Raw genomic sequence first — 18,861 nt, 5'->3', positions numbered from 1 at the left:
TGCGGCAGCTCCTACAGGGGGGAGTGTTAACAGGTCAACTAATCAGAACGTGGTGCGCAAGCCCACCTGAATGCTGCGCCCTTCTGCCGGCGCGATGTCGCGCAGGATCGAACTGGCGTAGCGCACGGTCTGGTTGGTCAGGTTCTCGGCGTTGACGAAGGCCAGCCATTTGCTCTGGCCGACATCAAAGTGATAACCCACATTGGCGCCCAGCGTGGTGTAGCCATCGGTGCTGCTTTCGTTGGCCGGCACACGATGCTGCGAGCTGGCGTGTTCGATATCGATCCGCGCCTGCCAGCGATCCAGTTCCCACAGCAAACCGCTGTTCAAGCGCAGTGGCGCGATGCGCGGCAGGTCTTCGCCGGTGTCGAGGTTCTTGGCGCGGGTGTAATCGCCTGACAGCTCCAGAGCAAACTTGCCGTAGGCATTTTCGCCAAGCGTCCAGCGATCCTGCGCCTCGATACCACTGAAGCGTGCGCGCACGCCCGAGTAGGTGTATTCGGGAATACCCCCTGCGTCCTCCTCCCCTTCATCATTGAGTGTACGGCCGGTGCCGAGCAGACCGATGTAGTTCGAAAAATGGCTATAGAACACACCGACGCTGCCTTTGTGCGTGCCGTTGTCGAAGCGCAACGCCAGGTCGCTGGACACGGCTTTTTCTTTCGACAGCCCGGCGTCGCCGACTTCATAGGTGCCAGTCGCGACGTGGGCACCATTGGCGTACAACTCATAGAACGTCGGCGCGCGCTCGGTGTAGCCCAATGTCGCGGCGACCGACCAGATCGGCGTCAGCGTATACACCGCGCCGGACGACAGGCTGCCGGCGGTGAAACTGCTGGAGCGGTCGGCGTTGGCAAAACGCTCGTTGCCTTTGGCATCCGGATCGACGGTGGTGTGCTCCAGTCGCCCGCCGAGGGTGAACAGCAGGCGCTCGGTGGCCTGTAACTCTTCCAGAATGAACAGTGCGCCGGCATCGGTATCGGTGTGCGGCACAAACGCTTCTTCGCCCAGCGCCGAGAATTCGTTGCGGCTGACCTGGGCGCCGATCACCCCGTTGAACGGCCCCAGTGGCTGATGCCGGGCCTCGACCCGAGCTTCGTAGCCCTTGTTCTTGAACGTGGTACCGACCTCGCCGCCCTCGATTTCCCGGTGCTGGTAATCGGTGTAGCCGGCGTCGAGTTTGATCGAGCTGAACGGGCCGTCGAGGTTGCGGATTTCCGAGGCGAACGCGTAGTGCTCCTGCTGCATGCGAATGCGCACGTCGTCTTCGGCGGGAGAGCCGTAGTTCGAATCGTAATTGCTGTAGGACAAACCGGCGTAACCGTCATCCCAGGTGTAGGAACCGCCGACGGCACCACCGTCCTGGCGACCGTCGCTGTTGGCCAGACGATGCTTGCGCGAATCGCCGTCGTCGTTGGCGCGTGCAGCGCCGGTCTTGGCGTAACCGGGAATCTTCAGGTCATTGAACTCACGAGCGCTGGCATCCAGGTGCAAAGCGAACTGACCGTTGCCGGCCTCCAGTTTCCCCGCGCTGCTGCGGGTGGTGTCGGCACCGCCGTAGCGCAACTCGCCGGCGCCGTGTATGCCGTCGATGGCTTCGGTGGGGATGCGGTTATCGAAGGTGTTGACCACCCCGCCGATCGCGCTGCCGCCGTACAGCAGAGCCGCCGGGCCACGGACGATCTCAATGCGCTCGACGTTGACCGGGTCCAGCGGCACCGCGTGATCGTACGACAGCGACGAGGCGTCCAACGCGCCGACGCCATTGCGCAGGATGCGAATGCGGTCACCGTCCTGACCGCGAATGATCGGCCGACTCGCGCCCGGGCCGAAGTACGACGAGGACACCCCGGGCTGTTTGTTCAGGGTCTCACCGAGGCTGCCCTTCTGCTGAAACGTGAGGTCGTCGCCGCTGAGCACGGTCGAGGGCGATGCCAGGGTCTGGCTGCCCAGGGGATTGCCGGTGATGACTTGCGGTTGTAGCTCGAGCGGCTCGGCAGCGAACACCGGCGAGGCAATCAGCAGCGCGGCGGCCAGAGGTGTCAGGCGTCGTTGAAGGGGCTGGGAACGGGCAGGCATTTCAGAACTTCCGTGAGCAGAAAAAATAAGAATCGCTGCCGGTGTTTTGCTAATGACGCCGGCAGAAACAGAATGAAATCTTTTTTATGTTATACAATAACATTTCTTTCTGTCATCCCGATTCTTGCAATTCGTCTTGCAGCAAGCGCTCAAGGACGCGGATCTGCGGCTTCGCTCAGAGGGTTTTCCAGCCTGCACAACGGCATGAAAACGCTGAAAGACTATGGCTATCAGCCCCCAATAGTCGGCCTATTAGCTGACTGCCCGAGTCGGGTCTAGCCTTACTAGTCCGAAGTCGGCACGAGCCGGCCACAGAAGACCTGATAAGGACCCGAACATGGCAAACGAATCGAAATGCCCGTTCAACCACGCCGCCGGTGGTGGTACGACGAACCGTGACTGGTGGCCGAATCAACTGAACCTGAAGATCCTCAGCCAGCACTCGCCCAAGTCCGACCCACTGGGCAAGGACTTCGACTACGCCAAAGCCTTCAAAAGCCTGGACTTCCAGGCGCTGAAACAGGACCTGCGCGCGCTGATGACCGACTCCCAGGACTGGTGGCCCGCCGACTTCGGCCACTACGGCCCGCTGTTCATCCGCATGGCCTGGCACAGCGCCGGCACCTACCGCACCGCCGATGGCCGCGGTGGCGCCGGTTCCGGGCAGCAGCGTTTCGCCCCGCTCAACAGCTGGCCGGACAACGTCAGCCTCGATAAGGCGCGGCGCCTGCTGTGGCCGATCAAACAGAAATATGGGCGAAACATTTCCTGGGCCGACCTGATCGTGCTCACCGGCAACGTCGCGCTGGAATCGATGGGCTTCAAGACCTTCGGTTTCTCCGGTGGTCGTCCCGATGTCTGGGAACCGGATGAAGACGTGTACTGGGGCTCAGAACGCGAATGGCTGGGCGGCGACAGCCGTTACGGCAAAGACAAGGCCGCCATGCAGGAACCCGGTGACGGTACGCTGGTGGCCGAACCGGATTTGCATGGCAAAGAGGAAAGCCGCACCGATCAGGGCGAACGCAATCTGGAAAACCCGCTGGCCGCGGTGCAGATGGGCCTGATTTACGTCAACCCGGAAGGTCCTGAAGGCAATCCTGATCCGGTCGCTTCGGGTCGCGACATCCGCGAAACCTTCGCCCGCATGGCCATGAACGACGAAGAAACCGTGGCGCTGATCGCTGGCGGTCACGCCTTTGGCAAGACCCACGGTGCCGGCCCTGCCGACAATGTCGGGCCGGAGCCGGAAGCCGCCGGGCTGGAAGAACAAGGCCTCGGCTGGCGCAACGCATTCGGCACCGGCAAGGGTGCCGACACCATTACCAGCGGCCTGGAAGTGACCTGGACCACCACCCCGACCCAATGGAGCAACAACTACCTGGAAAACCTCTTCGGCTTCGAGTGGGAACTGTTCAAGAGCCCGGCCGGTGCGCACCAGTGGAAACCGAAAAACGGTGCCGGCGCCGGTACCGTTCCGCATGCGCACGACCCGAGCAAGAAACTCTCGCCCACCATGCTCACCTCCGACCTGGCCCTGCGTTTCGACCCGATCTACGAGCCGATCGCCCGGCGTTTCCTGGCCAACCCGGAGCAACTGGCCGACGCCTTCGCCCGCGCCTGGTACAAACTGATCCACCGTGACATGGGCCCGCTCTCGCGCTACCTCGGCCCGGAATTGCCCAACGAGGAACTGCTGTGGCAGGACCCGATTCCCGATGCCACTCACCCGCTTATCGACAGCAACGACGCGGCGGCGCTGAAAAGCAAAGTGCTGGCGTCCGGCCTGACGGTGTCGCAACTGGTCTCCACCGCGTGGGCCGCAGCATCCACCTTCCGTGGTTCGGACAAGCGTGGCGGTGCCAACGGCGGTCGTCTGCGTCTGGCTCCGCAGAAGTTCTGGCAGGCCAACCAGCCGGAGCAACTGGACAAGGTGCTGAAAACCCTCGAGGGCATTCAGAACGAGTTCAATGCCGGCTCATCCGGGAAGAAAGTCTCACTGGCGGACCTGATCGTGCTGGCGGGTAACGCCGGGGTCGAGCAAGCGGCGAAAAACGCCGGGCACTCGGTATCGGTGCCGTTCAATCCGGGGCGTACCGATGCGACTCAGGAACAAACCGATGTCGAGTCGTTTGGTTTCCTCGAACCGATTGCCGATGGCTTCCGCAACTACAGCAAGGGCAAGTACACGGTGTCGGCCGAAGCGCTGCTGATCGACAAAGCCCAACTGCTGACCCTCTCCGCGCCGGAAATGACCGTGCTGCTCGGTGGTCTGCGGGTATTGGGGGCCAACGTCGGGCAAAGTCGTCATGGTGTGTTCACCTCTCGCACGGAAGCGCTGACCAACGACTTCTTCACCAACCTGCTGGACATGGGCGTGGAGTGGAAGCCGACATCACCGGCGGCGGACGAGTTCGAAGGACGCGACCGCAAAACCGGCAGCGTGAAATGGACGGCGACGCGGGTCGATCTGGTGTTTGGTTCCAACGCGATCCTGCGGGCGCTGGCCGAGGTGTATGCGAGTGCTGATGCGAAAGATCAGTTCGTGAAGGACTTCGTGGCGGCGTGGGCCAAAGTGATGGAGCTGGATCGGTTTGATCTGAAATAACGCAAAAACCTGTAGGAGCTGCGGCACGCTGCGATCTTTTGACTTTGATTTTTCAAGATCAGAATCAAAAGATCGCAGCGTGCCGCAGCTCCTACAGAGATTTGTGAACGACGCAAAAAACTGTGGGAGCAAACCGGCTCCCACCTTTCGTTACGCGTTAAGCCAGGCTTTTGCTCACCACTTCGTACACGTCACTCGACAGCTGCCCCGAAGCCAGAATCCGCTCCAGCTCGGCCTTCATCAACGCCTGCCGCGCAGTGTCGTATTTGCGCCAGCGGGTCAGCGGCGCCAGTTGGCGCGAAGCGATCTGCGGGTTGAAGCCGTTCAGTTCGATCACCAGGTCCGCGAGGAAGCGGTAGCCCGAACCGTCGGCGGCGTGGAAGTTGATCAGGTTCTGCCCGGCGAACGCGCCAACCAGTGCGCGCACCTTGTTCGGGTTCTTGATGTTGAACGCCTGGTGCTGCATCAAGGCTTTCACGCGCTCCAGACCGCCCGGCAAGGTGCTGCCGGCCTGCACGCTGAACCACTGATCCATGACCAGCGGGTTGTCCTTGAAGTGCTCGGCGAAGCTCGCCAGCGCCAGGGCTTTCTGCTCTTCGAACGGTGAGTTGACCAGCACGGCCAGCGCGGTCAGGCGCTCGGTCATGTTGTCGCTGGTTTCGAATTGCTCAAGGGCGGCGGCCAGCACTTCTGGTTTGCCGCTGAGCATCAGGTACGACAGCGCAATGTTCTGCAACGCACGACGGGCGAAATGCTCGGCCTCGGCCACGTACGGCGTTTGCCTGGACAGGTCGCGGTTGGCCTGGTAACGCAGCCACAGCGCTTCGAACAGGTTGTCCGCCAGTTGCTTGCGGGCAAATTCGCGAGCGTTATGAATCGCCTCGACGTCAGCCACGTCGCTGATTTCGGTCAGGTAGGCTTCGCTTGGCAGCGAGAGCATTTCGGCGACCATGGCCTGATCCAGCGACTCGTCGGACAGCACGGTTTTCAGTGCCGAGATCAACCGCGGATCGAGCGCCAGGCTCTCGCCCTTCTGCTGCTGGGCGATCAGCTCCTGCAGGACCTGCACCGACAATTGCTGACCGGCATCCCAGCGGTTGAAGCCGTCGCTGTCGTGCTGCATCAGGAACATCAACTGGTCGCGGTTGTACGGGAAGCTCAGCTTCACCGGTGCCGAGAAGCCCCGCAGCAGCGATGGCAGCGGGTGTTCGGCGATGTCGACGAAGGTGAAGGTCTGCTCGGCTTCGGTCACCGAGATCACGCGGCTGGTGCCTTGCGCCGCCGCTTCTCCGGCCAGACGCAGGGCAATCTCGTTACCCTGGCGGTCGAGCAGGCCCAGTTCGACCGGGATCACGAACGGCAGTTTTTCCACCTTGTCCGGGGTTTCCGGGCAGCTCTGGCGGAAGGTCAGGCTGTAGGTTTTCGCGGCCGCGTCGTAGGACTCGCTCACCGCCAGACGCGGTGTGCCGGCCTGGCTGTACCAGCGCTTGAACTGGGTCAGGTCGACACCGTTGGCATCTTCCATGGCCTTGATGAAGTCGTCGCAGGTCACGGCCTGGCCGTCGTGGCGTTCGAAGTACAGGTCACTGCCCTTGCGGAAGCCGTCGGCGCCCAGCAGGGTGTGGATCATGCCGACCACTTCCGAGCCCTTTTCGTACACGGTCAGGGTGTAGAAGTTGGAGATCTCGATGAAGCTGTCCGGACGCACCGCGTGGGCCATCGGGCCGGCGTCTTCGGCGAACTGGTGCGTACGCAGATAGGCGACGTCCTGAATGCGCTTGACCGTGGCCGAGTTCATGTCGGCAGAGAAGCCGGAATCACGGAACACGGTGAAGCCTTCTTTCAGCGACAGCTGGAACCAGTCGCGGCAGGTCACGCGATTGCCCGACCAGTTGTGGAAGTATTCGTGGGCGACGATTGCCTCGACCCGCTGGTGCGCGGCGTCGGTAGCGGTTTCGGCGCGGGCCAGCACGGCGCTGGAGTTGAAGATGTTGAGGCCCTTGTTCTCCATCGCGCCCATGTTGAAGTCGTTCACGGCGACGATCATGAAGATGTCCAGATCGTACTCGCGACCGTAGACCTCCTCGTCCCAGCGCATCGACTTCTTCAGGCTGTTCATCGCGTGCTGGCACTTGTCGATGTTTTCCGGCTCGACATAGATGCGCAGCGCAACGTTGCGGTGGGTCATGGTGGTGAACGTGTCTTCGACGCACCACAGGTCACCGGCCACCAGCGCGAACAGGTACGCCGGCTTCATGAACGGGTCTTCCCAGGTCGCCCAGTGCCGGCCGTCTTCGCCCGGACCCGAGGCGATCGGGTTGCCATTGGACAGCAGCACCGGATAGCTGTGCTGCTCGGCGACCACCGTGGTGGTGAACTTGCTCATCACGTCCGGGCGGTCGAGGTAATAGGTGATTTTGCGGAAGCCTTCGGCCTCGCACTGGGTGCAGAACATCGTGCCGGACTTGTACAGGCCTTCCAGCGCGGTGTTGGTTTCCGGGTGGATCCGGACGCTGGTGTCTACCGTGAAGCTGGTGCTGGCCGGCTGAAGGGTCAGGGTGTTTTCCGTCAGCTGATAGTCGTCGGCGCCCAGTTCCCGGTCGGCCATGGTCACCGACAGCAGCTCCAGTTGCTGGCCGTCGAGCACCAGCGGCGGCAAGCCCGGGCCGCGCTCAGGGTTGCGGCGCATCACCAGTTGCGCGTGGACCAGGCTGTGGTCCTCGAACAATTCGAAGGTCAGGTGCGTCTCGTCGATCAGGTACTCGGGCGCCTGATAGTCCTTCAGGTAAATCATCTTCGGTTGTTCGGTGCGCATGCTGGAATCCTTATTGATGCACGGCGAGCTGATAGGCCGTGTACTTACGAATGTTGATCACGCCGGTGTCGAAGATCAGGTATTGGCCCTTGATCCCCAGCAGCGTGCCTTCGGCAATCGGGTTCTTGTCCAGGTTGAAGCTGACGATTTTGGCCGGGTATTGCTCGACCGGATAGCGGATTTCGAGAGGTTCTACATCGGCAATCGTCTGAATTGCTTGTAGGCCGAATCGCTGTTGCAGACCTTGCAAGCCTTCGGCGCAGCTTTCAAACAGTTGATCGCGCACCTGAGCCAGATCCACCGGCGCCGCATCGCCCTTGAGCAACGCGCGCCAGTTGGTCTTGTCCGCCACCTGGCTGCGGAACAGGTCTTCGACGAAGCCGGACTGCTGGCGCGTGGCGACGCGCATGATCGGCAGCGCCTGACTCGCGCCCTGATCCAGCCAGCGGGTCGGCAGCTGCGTGGCGCGGGTGATACCGACCTTGATGCCCGACGAGTTGGCCAGATACACCACATGATCGGTCATGCAGAACTTCTCGCCCCACTCAGGCTCGCGGCAGGTGCCGGCCTCGAAGTGGCAGCGCTCCGGGCTCATGATGCAGATGTCGCACTGCGCCAGTTTGGTCATGCACGGGTAGCAATAACCCTGGCTGAAACTGGTTTTGGTCTTGCGCCCGCAATGGGTGCAATGAATCGCCCCCAGGTATTCCAGACGCAGCGTGCTGCCGATCATGGGATTGACCGGCACCTCGACGTCATCCAGACGAAACGCGTATTGCACGTTCGGCCCGTCCAGGCGTGCCGACATTTTGCTGATTGCACCGCGGCCAATCTCGATCAATGGATAGCGTCCGATTTGAACAGGATGTTCGGCACTTCGATCGATTTCGACGCACATTCTTGCGGGCCCATGTAACCGGTGCGCTGATCTTCAGGCAGGTTCTGGATTTCCCAGGCGATCATCGCCTGCAGCGACAGCTCACGCTGTTCGGCAGTGAGTTTGCCACCGTCGGACCACTTGCCGATCTCCACCGCCAGTTTCAGGCTCTCGTAGATGTCCGGGGTAATGTTGTTGATCATGTCGTTAAAAGAGGACATCAGGGTCTCCGTGCTCTTTATTCACTGAAAATTTAGGCGGCCAGTTTACGGCGGTTATACAAACCACCCAACAAACCGGTGAAGCATCCGATGAGTAACCCGCTGACATGGGCGGCGTTGGCGATCTGGCCGAAACCGATCATCGAGACCAGCCCGGACATGCAGATCACCAGCCACACCAGCATCATCACCAGCACGCCACGCGGCAGGCGATAAGCCGGGTTCGGCGCCAGCAACTGGAAGATCCAGCAATGGCCGAGCAGCCCGTACAGCACGCCCGAAAGGCCGCCGAACAGGCTCGGGCCGCTCCAGGCGAACTGCGCGTAGTTCGACACCAGGCTGAACAGCAGCGTCAGACCGAGCAGATTGATGCTGCCCTGACGCGACTCGATGCGCCGCCCCAGCTCCCAGTACCACATGCCGTTCATGGCCAGGTGCAGGATGCCGAAGTGCAGCAGCATCGGCGTGAACAACCGCCACCACTGCCCCGCCGCGAGGCTGTCGGCCAGTGGTGTGAAGTGGATGTAATCACCCGCCACGCGGAAGTCGAGGAAGGTCAGCCAGCGCACGGTCTCAAGGTTGTCGCCCAGATACGTCAGGCCGCCAACCAGCAGGCTCAGCAGCAGGATGAACCCGGTAGCCTTGGCGTGCTTGAGTTGTTCGGCGAAGCTCGGACGCTTGAACGTCGGAGCCACCGGGATGTCCAGCTGTTGATCAGGATCACCGGCCGGGAAACGCTCGTACAGCGAACGCACGTCCTCGCTGATTTCCGACGGTGCCCACAGCACCTGCTCGCCCGCCTCTTCGCTGACCCGATGCGGCACCTGCATCCGTTGCAGCAGTTTGACGAAACCGCTCAGGTCCACCGCCAACGGCAGACGCAATACCGCTACCGCACTCATTGCAGCACCTCCGGCCGCTCGACATCGACCCAGACAAATTTATGCGGATCCAGGCGTGTTTCCTGATCCAGACGATAGGCCACCAGTTTGCCGTAGAGCACCGCGCTGTAATCGAGACACGCCAGGTTCGGGCGGATCGGCGCCGGTTTGCCGCTGCGCCAGTAGTGGCCGACGAACAGCAATGGCTCGTCGACGCCGTAGCGCAACAGGTTGTTTTTTTCGCTGGAGGTCAGCGGTTTCCGAGCCACCGGTTCCGGCAGCGCATCCGGCTGGAAGACGATGTCGCCGTAGGTTTTCGGGTCGTCTTCCCAGAATTTGGTGCGGAAGAACGAACGCACCAGACCGTCGCCGCTGGTCATGGTCAGGCCATCCGGCAGGCGCATGTCGGTGCCGCGCAACAGGCGATCGAACACTGTGCAGGCAAAGCTGCCGGGCACGGCCGAGGCCTGGAGAAAGTGTTCATCGATACGCGCATCGGGAAACAGCCCGCGCAACGGTTCGATCAGGCTGGCATCCCAACAGGCATGCACCACGCGGAACCGTCCGGCATCGACCACCAGCGGCAGCTCGTAGAACCAGTTGAGGAAGTCATGCCAGTCGCCGGGGTGATCTTCGAACTGGGTCAGGGTTTCGTGCAGCAGACGCGCATGGCGCGGCGTGTGCTCGCGCACGAACTGCTTGCCGCTGCCCGGAAGCGCTGGCGTGCTCCAGCCCAGTGCGTTGAATTCGTGGTTGCCCATGATGCACAGCGCCTGCCCGGCCTCGACCATGTCGTGGACGATGTGCAGCGCCTCGCGGATCCGCGGGCCACGGTCAATGATGTCGCCGACGAACACGGCCATGCGCGATGGATGCCGCCAGACCCCGCCCTGCTTGTGATAACCGAGTCGGTCAAGCAAGTGTTCCAGGGTCAGGGCGCATCCGTGCACGTCACCAATCAAGTCATAACTGCGCGCGGGATCGAGCATCAGTCGCCTCCACCACCCAACTTGCTGCCCCAGCCGAGCTTGGTCCGGCAGACTTCGTAGTAGTTGTGGTCGAGCGGGTGAATCAGCCGCAGCTTCTGTGCTTTTTTGCTGACGGTGATGGTGTCGCCCGGCGCGCAGGTGAAGTGGTTCTGCCCGTCGCAGGAGACCTGCGGGTAGATCTGCATGTTTTTCGACACGACGATTTTCAGCTCACTGTTGCCATCGACCACAATTGGCCGGCTCGACAACATATGGGGGTACATCGGCACAATCACAATGGCGTCGAGCTTGGGATGCATGATCGGCCCGCCGGCGGACAGCGCGTAAGCCGTGGAGCCGGTCGGGGTGGCGACGATCAGGCCGTCGGCCTTCTGGCTGCAGACGAACTGGCCGTCGATGTACAGCTCGAACTCGATCATCCGCGTCGATTTACCCGGGTGCAGCACCACGTCGTTCAGCGCGTCGCCCTGGCCGATGGCCTCGGCATGGCGACGAACTTCGGCTTGCAGCAGGAAGCGGTTTTCCACCAGATAATGGCCGTCGAGCACTTTGGCCACTTCGACTTCCAGCTCATCGGGACGAATGTCGGTCAGAAAGCCGAGGCTGCCACGGTTGATCCCGAGTACCGGAATATTGTGTTTGGCCAAGGCGCGAGCGGCGCCGAGCAGGCTGCCGTCACCGCCGACGACGATGACCATGTCGCAGACTTCGCCGAGCATCTTGCGCGACGAGGTCTGCAGGCCGTGGCCCGGCAGGACTTCGGCGATGGTGTCTTCGAGAATCACGTGCAGGTGACGATCGAGCAGAAAGCGTTTCAGTCGGCGGACGGTATCCAGCACCTGGGAACTGCCCAGGCGACCGATGATGCCGATATTACGAAATTGCTCCATGGGACCTCTGCGGACAATCGAAAACGCGAAAAACACGATTATGGGCGAAAGCCTGCGATAGACAAAATCCTTTCAGCCTCAAGGGTGCGCTCGTGTTTCAGGCTATGCTCGCAAGATGATCCTGTTTCCCGACCTGCTCCAGTTGCCACACCAATTACGCCATCCGGAAGTGCGTGATCTGGCGTGGGTGATTCTCGCCCCGCCGATGCTGGCGGCGACGCCGTGGCCACAGCGTCATCCGCTGGCCGGCAGCGACTGGGTGAGCGATCCGCAGCGCCTGGAGCGCTGGCTGCGGCAACTGGATCGCGAAAGTTATGGCTTGCTGCATTGGCTGTCCCAGGCCCGCACCCGGCGGCTGGGCCTGTATTACGAACGGTTGTGGCAGTTTGCCGTGGAGCATGCGCCGGGCATTGAGCTGATCGCCGCCAACCTGCCGATCCGCCGTGAGGGCCACACCCTCGGCGAACTGGACATGCTGTTGCGTGACCGCGACGGCGTGCATCACCTGGAACTGGCGATCAAGCTTTACCTCGGCCCGCAAAATGGCGACGGTCGTGACCCGGCGCAGTGGCTGGGGCCGGGTTGTCATGATCGACTGGATCGCAAACTGGCGCATCTGGCCGAGCATCAATTGCCGATCTCGGCGCGCCCGGAAAGCCGTGCGGCGCTGGCCACGCTGGATATCGAAGTGTTCAGTGCGCAGTTGTGGCTGGGCGGTTACCTGTTGTATCCGTGGCCCGGCCACGCCGAACCGCCGAAAGGTGCGCATCCGCAGCACTTGCGTGGCAGCTGGCTGCATCAGAAGGACTGGCCAGCCTTCGTCGCCCAGCGCCCGGCCGGACGCTGGCAACCCCTGCCCCGGCATGCGTGGCTGGCGCCAGCGCACTACCCGGCCGACCAGACCTGGAACCCGGAACACCTGCAGATGTGGCTGGACGCCCTGGAACCATTGGCCCCGGCGCAACTGATGGTGCGCCTGATCGAGAATGCACAGGGCGAATGGGAAGAGGCGGAGCGGTTGTTTCTGGTGTCGGATCTTTGGCCGAATGTGCCGGGCCAGGCTTAAGGCTTAAGGCTTAAGGCTTAAGGCTTCTGGCGCCTGAACCGGCCCTATCGCGAGCAGGCTCACTCCTACAGAGAAACGCATTCCAATGTAGGAGTGAGCCTGCTCGCGATAGGGGTTAACACGGTCTAAATGGATAACCGCAGAGCCAATGCCGCCAAGGTAATCAACAGCACCGGCACCGTCAGCACAATCCCCACCTTGAAGTAATATCCCCAGCCAATCCGGATATCCTTGCGCGCCAGCACATGCAGCCAGAGCAAGGTCGCCAGACTGCCGATCGGGGTGATCTTCGGCCCCAGGTCGCTGCCGATCACGTTGGCGTAAATCATCGCTTCCTTGACCACCCCGCTGGCCTGACTGGCGTCGATCGACAGCAGCCCGATCAGCACCGTCGGCAGGTTGTTCATGATCGACGACAACAGCGCCGTCAGCACCCCGGTGCCCAGCGCCGCGCCCCACACGCCATACCCGGCGAACACATCCAGCCAACCGGCCAGATACCCGGTCAGCCCGGCATTGCGCAGGCCATAAACCACCAGGTACATGCCCAGCGAGAAAATCACGATCTGCCACGGCGCTTCTTTCAGCACCTTGCGCGTGGAAATCTTGTGGCCCCGAGCGGCAATCGCCAGCAGCAGCGCGGCACAGACCGCCGAGATCGCGCTGATCGGAATGCCCAGTTGTTCGAGGAAGAAGCAACCGATCAACAGAATCACCAGCACCGCCCAACCGGCGTAGAACGTGGCTTTGTCGTGGATCGCCGTGTGCGGGTTTTCCAGCTGTTCAGGGTCGTAGGACTCGGGAATGTCGCGACGGAAGAACCACATCAACACGCCGAGCGTCGCGGCCACGCTGACGAAGTTGACGGGCACCATCACCGCCGCATAGCGGTTGAAGCCGATATGGAAGAAGTCCGCCGAGACGATGTTGACCAGGTTCGACACCACCAGCGGCAGGCTCGCGGTGTCGGCAATGAAGCCGGCGCCCATGACGAACGCCAGGGTTGCCGCCGGCGAAAAGCGCAATGCCAGCAGCATCGAAATCACAATCGGTGTAAGGATCAACGCCGCGCCGTCATTGGCGAACAGCGCCGACACCAGCGCACCGAGCAGCACCATGTAGGCAAACAGCTTGCGCCCACTGCCCCGCCCCCAACGCGCCACGTGCAGCGCGGCCCAAGCAAAGAAACCGGCTTCGTCGAGCAGCAGACTGATGATAATCAGCGCCACGAAGGTGCCGGTGGCATTCCAGATGATCTGCCACACCAGCGCAATGTCACTCAGGTGGACCACGCCGAAGATCAATGCCAGCACGGCGCCGAGCGTTGCACTCCAGCCGACTCCGAGGCCTTTGGGTTGCCAGATGACAAGGGTAATGGTCAGCAGGAAGATCAGTGACGCAGCGAGCATTCGCGACAGCCTTAATAAATGGAAAATAAGCCAAACCACAAAACTGTGGGAGCGAGCTTGCTCACGAAAGCGGACTGTCAGTCACCAAAGGTGTGGCTGATGGCCCTTTCGCGAGCAAGCTCGCTCCCACAGGATCTCTGTTTTACCGCCGATCTGACCAGATTATTTTTTGTGTTGTTCGACAAATTTCCCATACGCATTGATGAAATTCTGCAGGAACGGCTTCACCGACTCGCTCAGCTTGCCCGCCTCGTCAAACGCCGAACCCGCGCCCCCCAGATACGCTTCCGGCTGCTGCATGCACGGCACATCGAGAAACACGAACGACTGGCGCAGATGCTGGTTGGCGCCAAAACCGCCAATGGCCCCCGGCGACGCGCTGATCACCGCCCCCGGTTTGCCGCCCCAGACGCTTTTGCCATAAGGTCGGGACCCCACGTCAATCGCATTCTTCAGTGGCGCCGGCACCGAGCGGTTATATTCGGGGGTGACAAACAGCACCGCGTCGGAAGAGCCCACTTGTTGGCGGAAAGTGCTGTAGGCTGCCGGCGGTGAATCGCCGTCGATGTCTTCGTTATAAAGTGGCAGATCGCCAATTTCGACAATCTTCAGCTTGAGGTTCGCCGGTGCCAGCTCGGCCAGCGCCAGTGCGACTTTGCGGTTGATCGATGCTTTGCGCAGGCTGCCGACGACTACAGCGACGTTGTAGACATTGCTCATGGAAGACTCTCGACTGTCCGTGGGAAGAGCCAGTAGTTATAGATGATTCGATGACGGTTTCACCAGTGAGCGAGGGAAATTCCTCCGCGCTGATTATTTTTTTCCTGTAGGAAAACTTACAGGGCTTGATGACGGTCTACCAAGCCGCAAATCAAGCGTTTTATCTCCAGAGGTTCTAAGCAGATGGCAGCAGTACTCGTCGGTCAGTTCCATGCAAGAGATGCGGAAGGCCGCGTTTATTCCGTGCATGAGTTCCAGGAATCCACCCCGTCGGCAGACGGTCTCACCGGCATGGAGCCTGTTACCAGCTACAAACTGGCGATTGGCGATCGCGTCAAAAAGCTCAGTGACAATGAGTTTTTGCTGGTTCAGTCGGACATCACCCTGATCCGTGAACCCGAGCCAATCGTCGCTCAATAACCGCGCGTTATGAGCAGAAGTCATATGCGCAGACTTGGGGTAGGATTCAGCCACTGACCCCACCTGCTGAACATGGACTTCACGCATGCGTTTACGTCATATCGAAGTGATTCAGGCGCTCTTGCAGACCGGTCACCTGGGCACTGCCGCCGAATGGCTGCAGTTGCCGGTGACCGAGGTCGAAGAGCGATTGCGCGAAGCCGAGAGTCAGTTGGGGTTCATGTTGTTCGCCAGCGTTCGCGGCCGGCTGCAATCGACGCCTGAAGCGCGGGCGCTGCAAGTCGAGATCGCTCACGTCTATGAAGCGCTGGAGCCGGTGCAGCGTCTGGCCAGCAGCCTCAAGCAATACCTCGCCCCGCCCCTGCGCATCATCGGCACCCCGCCGCTGGTGCAACACCTGCTGCCACAAAGCATCGCGCTGCTGCGTCGGCGTTTACCGGATGCCCCTTGTCGTCTGCTCAGCGCCGCCACGTGCGACATGGTGCGCAGCCTGCTGCTGCGCGAAAGCGATCTGGGCCTGAGCCTGCACGACCCCGAACACCCCGACATCCACGCCCAGCCGCTGGCCCACGGCAAGCTGCAATTGCTCGCGCCCCACGGCTGGCTGCAACCGAAGCAGAAGTATATCTCCCTGCAGGACCTGGCCGGCCAGGCGATGGTCGGCCTCGAAGGTCAGGATCCGCTGAGCCCGGCATTGGACAACAAGCTCCAGGCACTGCGCCCGGCACCCAGCATCCAGACCCGGGTGCAAACCCATCAGATGATGCGCAGCATGGTCGAGGCCGGAGAAGGCCTGGCCATCGTCGACCCGTTCACCGCCCTTGGCGCACGGGCCGGCGGACTGGATGTCTGCCCGTTGTCACCGGCGGTGCCGATCAGCCTGTATGCACTGACCTATCGACACAGCGCCACACCGGCGGCGATTCACACCCTGCTGTCGATCGTCACGGAACAAGCCGAGGCGTTGCTGGCGAGCTGAGGGGGTTTTCCAGCGGGTTATCGAACAGTCGATACCAGAACAGCGCGATTTCGGCGGTGTTCGGGTCAATACCGCGATAACGCAGATGGTCGACACCGCCAATCTCGTAACCGCAGCGTTCATACAGACGACAGGCGCCGAGGTTGTTGTTCTGGGTTTCGAGCATGATCCCCGGCAGCTTCTTCTTGCGACTCCAGAATTGCGCCACATCCAGCAACGCCTTGGCCACGCCATGTCGGCGCGCAGGCGCATGCACCGCCAGTTCATCGATGTGCGCGAAGCCGTTCCAGTTGGTGCTGATCACCAGATGACCCACCGGTTCGTCGTCCAGATAAGCCATGAAAATCGCGCTGTCGGCGGCGTCGCGATAGCTGCTGAACTCCTCGGGGTCGATGCCATAGCATTTGCGATACGGCACAATCGGCGTCACCACCCATTGCGCCACCGGCTGGCCGACCACCGCTGCGCCATACGCAGCCACCTCGAAACTGAAGTCACTGCCCCATATGTAAGCCGCAAAACCATCGTCGGCGACGCGCACCGACAGTCCTGGGTATTTCGGATTCATGACCGGTTGCATACTCGGAAAAGTCCTCATTCCTTGACGCAATCGACGGTGTACTGCCGTCCATTGCCTTCATCTTCATGTTGCAGTCCATGCACATCAGCGACAAAACCGGGGAAGCTGCTATCGAACGTGCGGGCAAACTTCAGGTAATCGATGATCGAGCGCGTCGACTCGGTAAAGCGTTCGCCGGGCATGATCAATGGAATGCCCGGCGGATACGGCACCAGCATCACCGCCGCAATCCGCCCCTCCAGCTCATCGATCGGCACCGCCTCGACCTCGCCGCGCACCAGATGATCGTAGGCATGCGCCGGTTTCATGGCGATTTCCGGCAGCACCGTGTACATGCGCTTGAGGTGTTTGGCGGTGGCATTGCTGCGGTAACAGGCGTGCAGTTGATCGCACAAATCCCGCAGGCCCATGCCGCGATAGCGTGCGGTGTCTTGCTGCGCGACACAGGGCAGGCAGCTCGCCAGACTGACGTTGGCGTCGTAACTGCGCTTGAATTCGAGTAACTCGGTGAGCAGCGTGCTCCACTTGCCCTTGGTGATGCCCATCGAGAACAGCACCAGAAATGAATACAGCCCGGTTTTCTCCACCACCAGCCCGCGCTCCCAGAGGAACTTGCTGACCACCGCCGCCGGGATGCCCTTCTCGCTCAGCGCGCCACCGGCATTCAAGCCGGGCATGACCAGGGTCACCTTGATCGGATCGAGCAGCACGTAGTCGTCGCTGACCTCGCCGAAGCCGTGCCAGTCGGCGTCCGGCTGCAACAGCCAGTCTTCGGTTTGTACGCGGTCGATGCCTTCGACGCCAGGTGGCTGCCAGATCGAAAACCACCAGTCATCCGCAGCGATGTGCTGGCGCAGATTGGCCAGCGCACGACGAAAACTCAGGGCTTCATCGAAGGTTTCCTGCAACAGCGAACGTCCGGCCGGGCCTTCCATCATCGCCGAGGCCACGTCCAGCGAGGCGATGATGCTGTATTGCGGCGAGGTCGAGATGTGCATCATGAACGCTTCATTGAAACGGTCACGGTCCAGTTGCCGCGCGCCGCCGTCCTGTACATGGATCATCGAGGCCTGGCTGAACGCGGCGAGCAGCTTGTGCGTGGAATGGGTGGTGAACACCAGCGGGCTGTCTGCCGTGCGCGAAGTGGCCATGCCATAGCGCCCGGCGAAGAACTCGTGAAACGCCGCGTAGGCATACCACGCTTCATCGAAATGCAGCACTTCGACGCTGTTGCCCAGGCTTTGCTTGATCAGCTCGGCGTTGTAACACAAGCCGTCGTAAGTCGAGTTGGTGACCACCGCCAGTTTGACTTTCGGCGCGCGCCCCTTGGTCAGGGGGCTGGCGTCGATCTTGGCCTGGATCGATTCGCGGCTGAATTCGCTCAGCGGAATCGGGCCGATGATCCCCAGTTCATTGCGCTCCGGGCACAGGTACAGCGGGATCGCCCCGGTCATGATGATCGCGTGCAACACCGATTTGTGGCAGTTGCGGTCCACCAGCACCAGGTCATCACGACCAACCATCGAGTGCCAGACGATCTTGTTGGCGGTCGAGGTGCCATTGATCACGAAGAAGGTGTGATCGGCGCCGAAATTGCGCGCCGCACGCTCTTCGGCTTCGGCCAACGGGCCGGTGTGATCAAGCAGTGAACCGAGCTCCGGCACCGATACCGACAAATCCGAACGCAGGGTGTTTTCGCCGAAAAACTGATGAAACGCCTGCCCCACCGGGCTCTTGTGATACGCCACGCCACCGCCATGACCGGGGGTGTGCCAGGAATAGTTGGAATCGGCGGTGTGCTGCACCAGTGCCTTGAAAAACGGTGGCAGCAGACCATCCAGATACTTGCGCGCCGCTCGCGCCACTTGCCGGGCCAGGAACGGCACGGTGTCTTCGAACAGATAAAGAATGCCGCGCAGTTGATTAAGCTCGGCCATGGCATCGGCCGGGGCGTTTTCCAGGGTGACCTGTTCGCCCAGGGCAAAGATCGGCAGATCCGGCGCCCGCACCCGGGCCAGACCGATCAGTTCGGCCATGTTCTGCAGCAAGTGCGAGTGGGTGCTGGCGTCTTCGGCAGCGATCAGCATGCACGCCAGACCATGATGGGTCGACGCCACCAACCGCCCTTCGGCGTAGTCGATGGCCGACACGATATTGAAACCTTCCTGCTCCAACTCCCGGGCGATGCCCCGGATCCGGTCACCGGCGACCGTGTCGGCCTTGATGTCGCGGTGGACGATCAACACCGGGAACTTCAAATCTTTGTACATGAGGCTCAGTGTCCTGAGGCGGCGGATCAATGTCTGCCAATGCACTCAGGGTAGAGG

At 61.4% G+C, this 18,861-nt stretch carries 15 protein-coding genes; 4 read left to right on the top strand and 11 right to left on the bottom strand.

Annotated features, from left to right (window positions below):
• Positions 1-42 precede the first annotated feature (42 nt).
• Positions 43-2,079, bottom strand: coding sequence for a TonB-dependent receptor (locus NN484_RS23885; protein WP_274658068.1), 2,037 nt, complete (start codon positions 2,077-2,079; stop codon positions 43-45).
• Between the two features lie 337 nt (positions 2,080-2,416).
• Here NN484_RS23885 and katG point away from each other — a divergent pair, with 337 nt between their 5' ends.
• Positions 2,417-4,687, top strand: a complete 2,271-nt coding sequence (gene katG / locus NN484_RS23880; RefSeq protein ID WP_274658067.1) for a catalase/peroxidase HPI — start codon at positions 2,417-2,419, stop codon at positions 4,685-4,687.
• 157 nt (positions 4,688-4,844) lie between these two features.
• On the opposite strand, the gene pepN is transcribed toward katG, so the two are convergent.
• From pepN to NN484_RS23850, 6 genes are read right to left on the bottom strand one after another with little or no spacing between them, the layout of a single operon-like run.
• Positions 4,845-7,502, bottom strand: coding sequence for an aminopeptidase N (gene pepN / locus NN484_RS23875; RefSeq protein ID WP_274658066.1), 2,658 nt, complete (start codon positions 7,500-7,502; stop codon positions 4,845-4,847).
• A 10-nt stretch (positions 7,503-7,512) separates the two neighbouring features.
• The gene (locus NN484_RS23870; RefSeq protein WP_215500815.1) at positions 7,513-8,343 is read right to left on the bottom strand and encodes a DUF2797 domain-containing protein; all 831 of its coding nucleotides are present in this window, start codon (positions 8,341-8,343) and stop codon (positions 7,513-7,515) included.
• Positions 8,340-8,600, bottom strand: coding sequence for a YeaC family protein (locus NN484_RS23865; RefSeq protein ID WP_007919229.1), 261 nt, complete (start codon positions 8,598-8,600; stop codon positions 8,340-8,342). The genes NN484_RS23870 and NN484_RS23865 overlap by 4 nt, the downstream gene beginning before the upstream one ends.
• Before the next feature lie 32 nt (positions 8,601-8,632).
• Positions 8,633-9,502 carry a rhomboid family intramembrane serine protease gene (locus tag NN484_RS23860; RefSeq protein ID WP_127651867.1) on the bottom strand — a complete coding sequence of 290 codons (870 nt, stop codon included), beginning with the start codon at positions 9,500-9,502 and terminating at the stop codon, positions 8,633-8,635.
• A complete protein-coding gene (locus NN484_RS23855; protein WP_414891757.1) occupies positions 9,499-10,473 on the bottom strand; it encodes a metallophosphoesterase in 975 nt (324 codons plus the stop codon). The genes NN484_RS23860 and NN484_RS23855 overlap by 4 nt, the downstream gene beginning before the upstream one ends.
• A complete protein-coding gene (locus NN484_RS23850) occupies positions 10,470-11,360 on the bottom strand; it encodes an NAD(+) kinase (protein ID WP_003224174.1) in 891 nt (296 codons plus the stop codon). The genes NN484_RS23855 and NN484_RS23850 overlap by 4 nt, the downstream gene beginning before the upstream one ends.
• A gap of 115 nt (positions 11,361-11,475) precedes the next feature.
• On the opposite strand from NN484_RS23850, the gene NN484_RS23845 reads away from it, so the two are divergent.
• Positions 11,476-12,426 (top strand): DUF1853 family protein, encoded by a 951-nt coding sequence (locus NN484_RS23845; protein ID WP_274658065.1) that lies wholly within the window; start codon positions 11,476-11,478, stop codon positions 12,424-12,426.
• A gap of 125 nt (positions 12,427-12,551) precedes the next feature.
• Here the strand turns inward: NN484_RS23845 and NN484_RS23840 are convergent, their stop codons facing one another.
• Together NN484_RS23840 and NN484_RS23835 are read right to left on the bottom strand one after the other, a co-directional pair.
• Entirely contained in the window at positions 12,552-13,835 is a 1,284-nt protein-coding gene (locus NN484_RS23840; protein ID WP_215500817.1) for an arsenic transporter, read from the bottom strand.
• Between the two features lie 162 nt (positions 13,836-13,997).
• Entirely contained in the window at positions 13,998-14,555 is a 558-nt protein-coding gene (locus tag NN484_RS23835) for an NADPH-dependent FMN reductase (protein WP_127651863.1), read from the bottom strand.
• A gap of 183 nt (positions 14,556-14,738) precedes the next feature.
• Between NN484_RS23835 and NN484_RS23830 the strand changes: the two genes are divergently transcribed.
• Positions 14,739-14,975, top strand: coding sequence for a hypothetical protein (locus NN484_RS23830; RefSeq protein ID WP_274658064.1), 237 nt, complete (start codon positions 14,739-14,741; stop codon positions 14,973-14,975).
• A gap of 85 nt (positions 14,976-15,060) precedes the next feature.
• Complete coding sequence (locus tag NN484_RS23825; RefSeq protein ID WP_274658063.1) at positions 15,061-15,954, top strand: LysR substrate-binding domain-containing protein; 894 nt, start codon at positions 15,061-15,063, stop codon at positions 15,952-15,954.
• On the opposite strand, the gene NN484_RS23820 is transcribed toward NN484_RS23825, so the two are convergent.
• Both NN484_RS23820 and NN484_RS23815 read right to left on the bottom strand, forming a co-directional pair.
• Positions 15,920-16,534 (bottom strand): GNAT family N-acetyltransferase, encoded by a 615-nt coding sequence (locus tag NN484_RS23820; RefSeq protein ID WP_274658062.1) that lies wholly within the window; start codon positions 16,532-16,534, stop codon positions 15,920-15,922. The genes NN484_RS23825 and NN484_RS23820 overlap by 35 nt on opposite strands.
• 14 nt (positions 16,535-16,548) lie before the next feature.
• On the bottom strand, positions 16,549-18,804 hold the full coding sequence (locus tag NN484_RS23815; RefSeq protein WP_274658061.1) for an Orn/Lys/Arg family decarboxylase: 2,256 nt from the start codon (positions 18,802-18,804) through the stop codon (positions 16,549-16,551).
• Positions 18,805-18,861 lie beyond the last annotated feature (57 nt).

Source organism: Pseudomonas serboccidentalis (assembly GCF_028830055.1).
GTDB classification, from domain to species: domain Bacteria; phylum Pseudomonadota; class Gammaproteobacteria; order Pseudomonadales; family Pseudomonadaceae; genus Aquipseudomonas; species Aquipseudomonas serboccidentalis.
The sequence above is the reverse complement of the archived record's forward strand: the minus strand, read 5'-3'. Positions and strand labels throughout refer to the sequence as shown.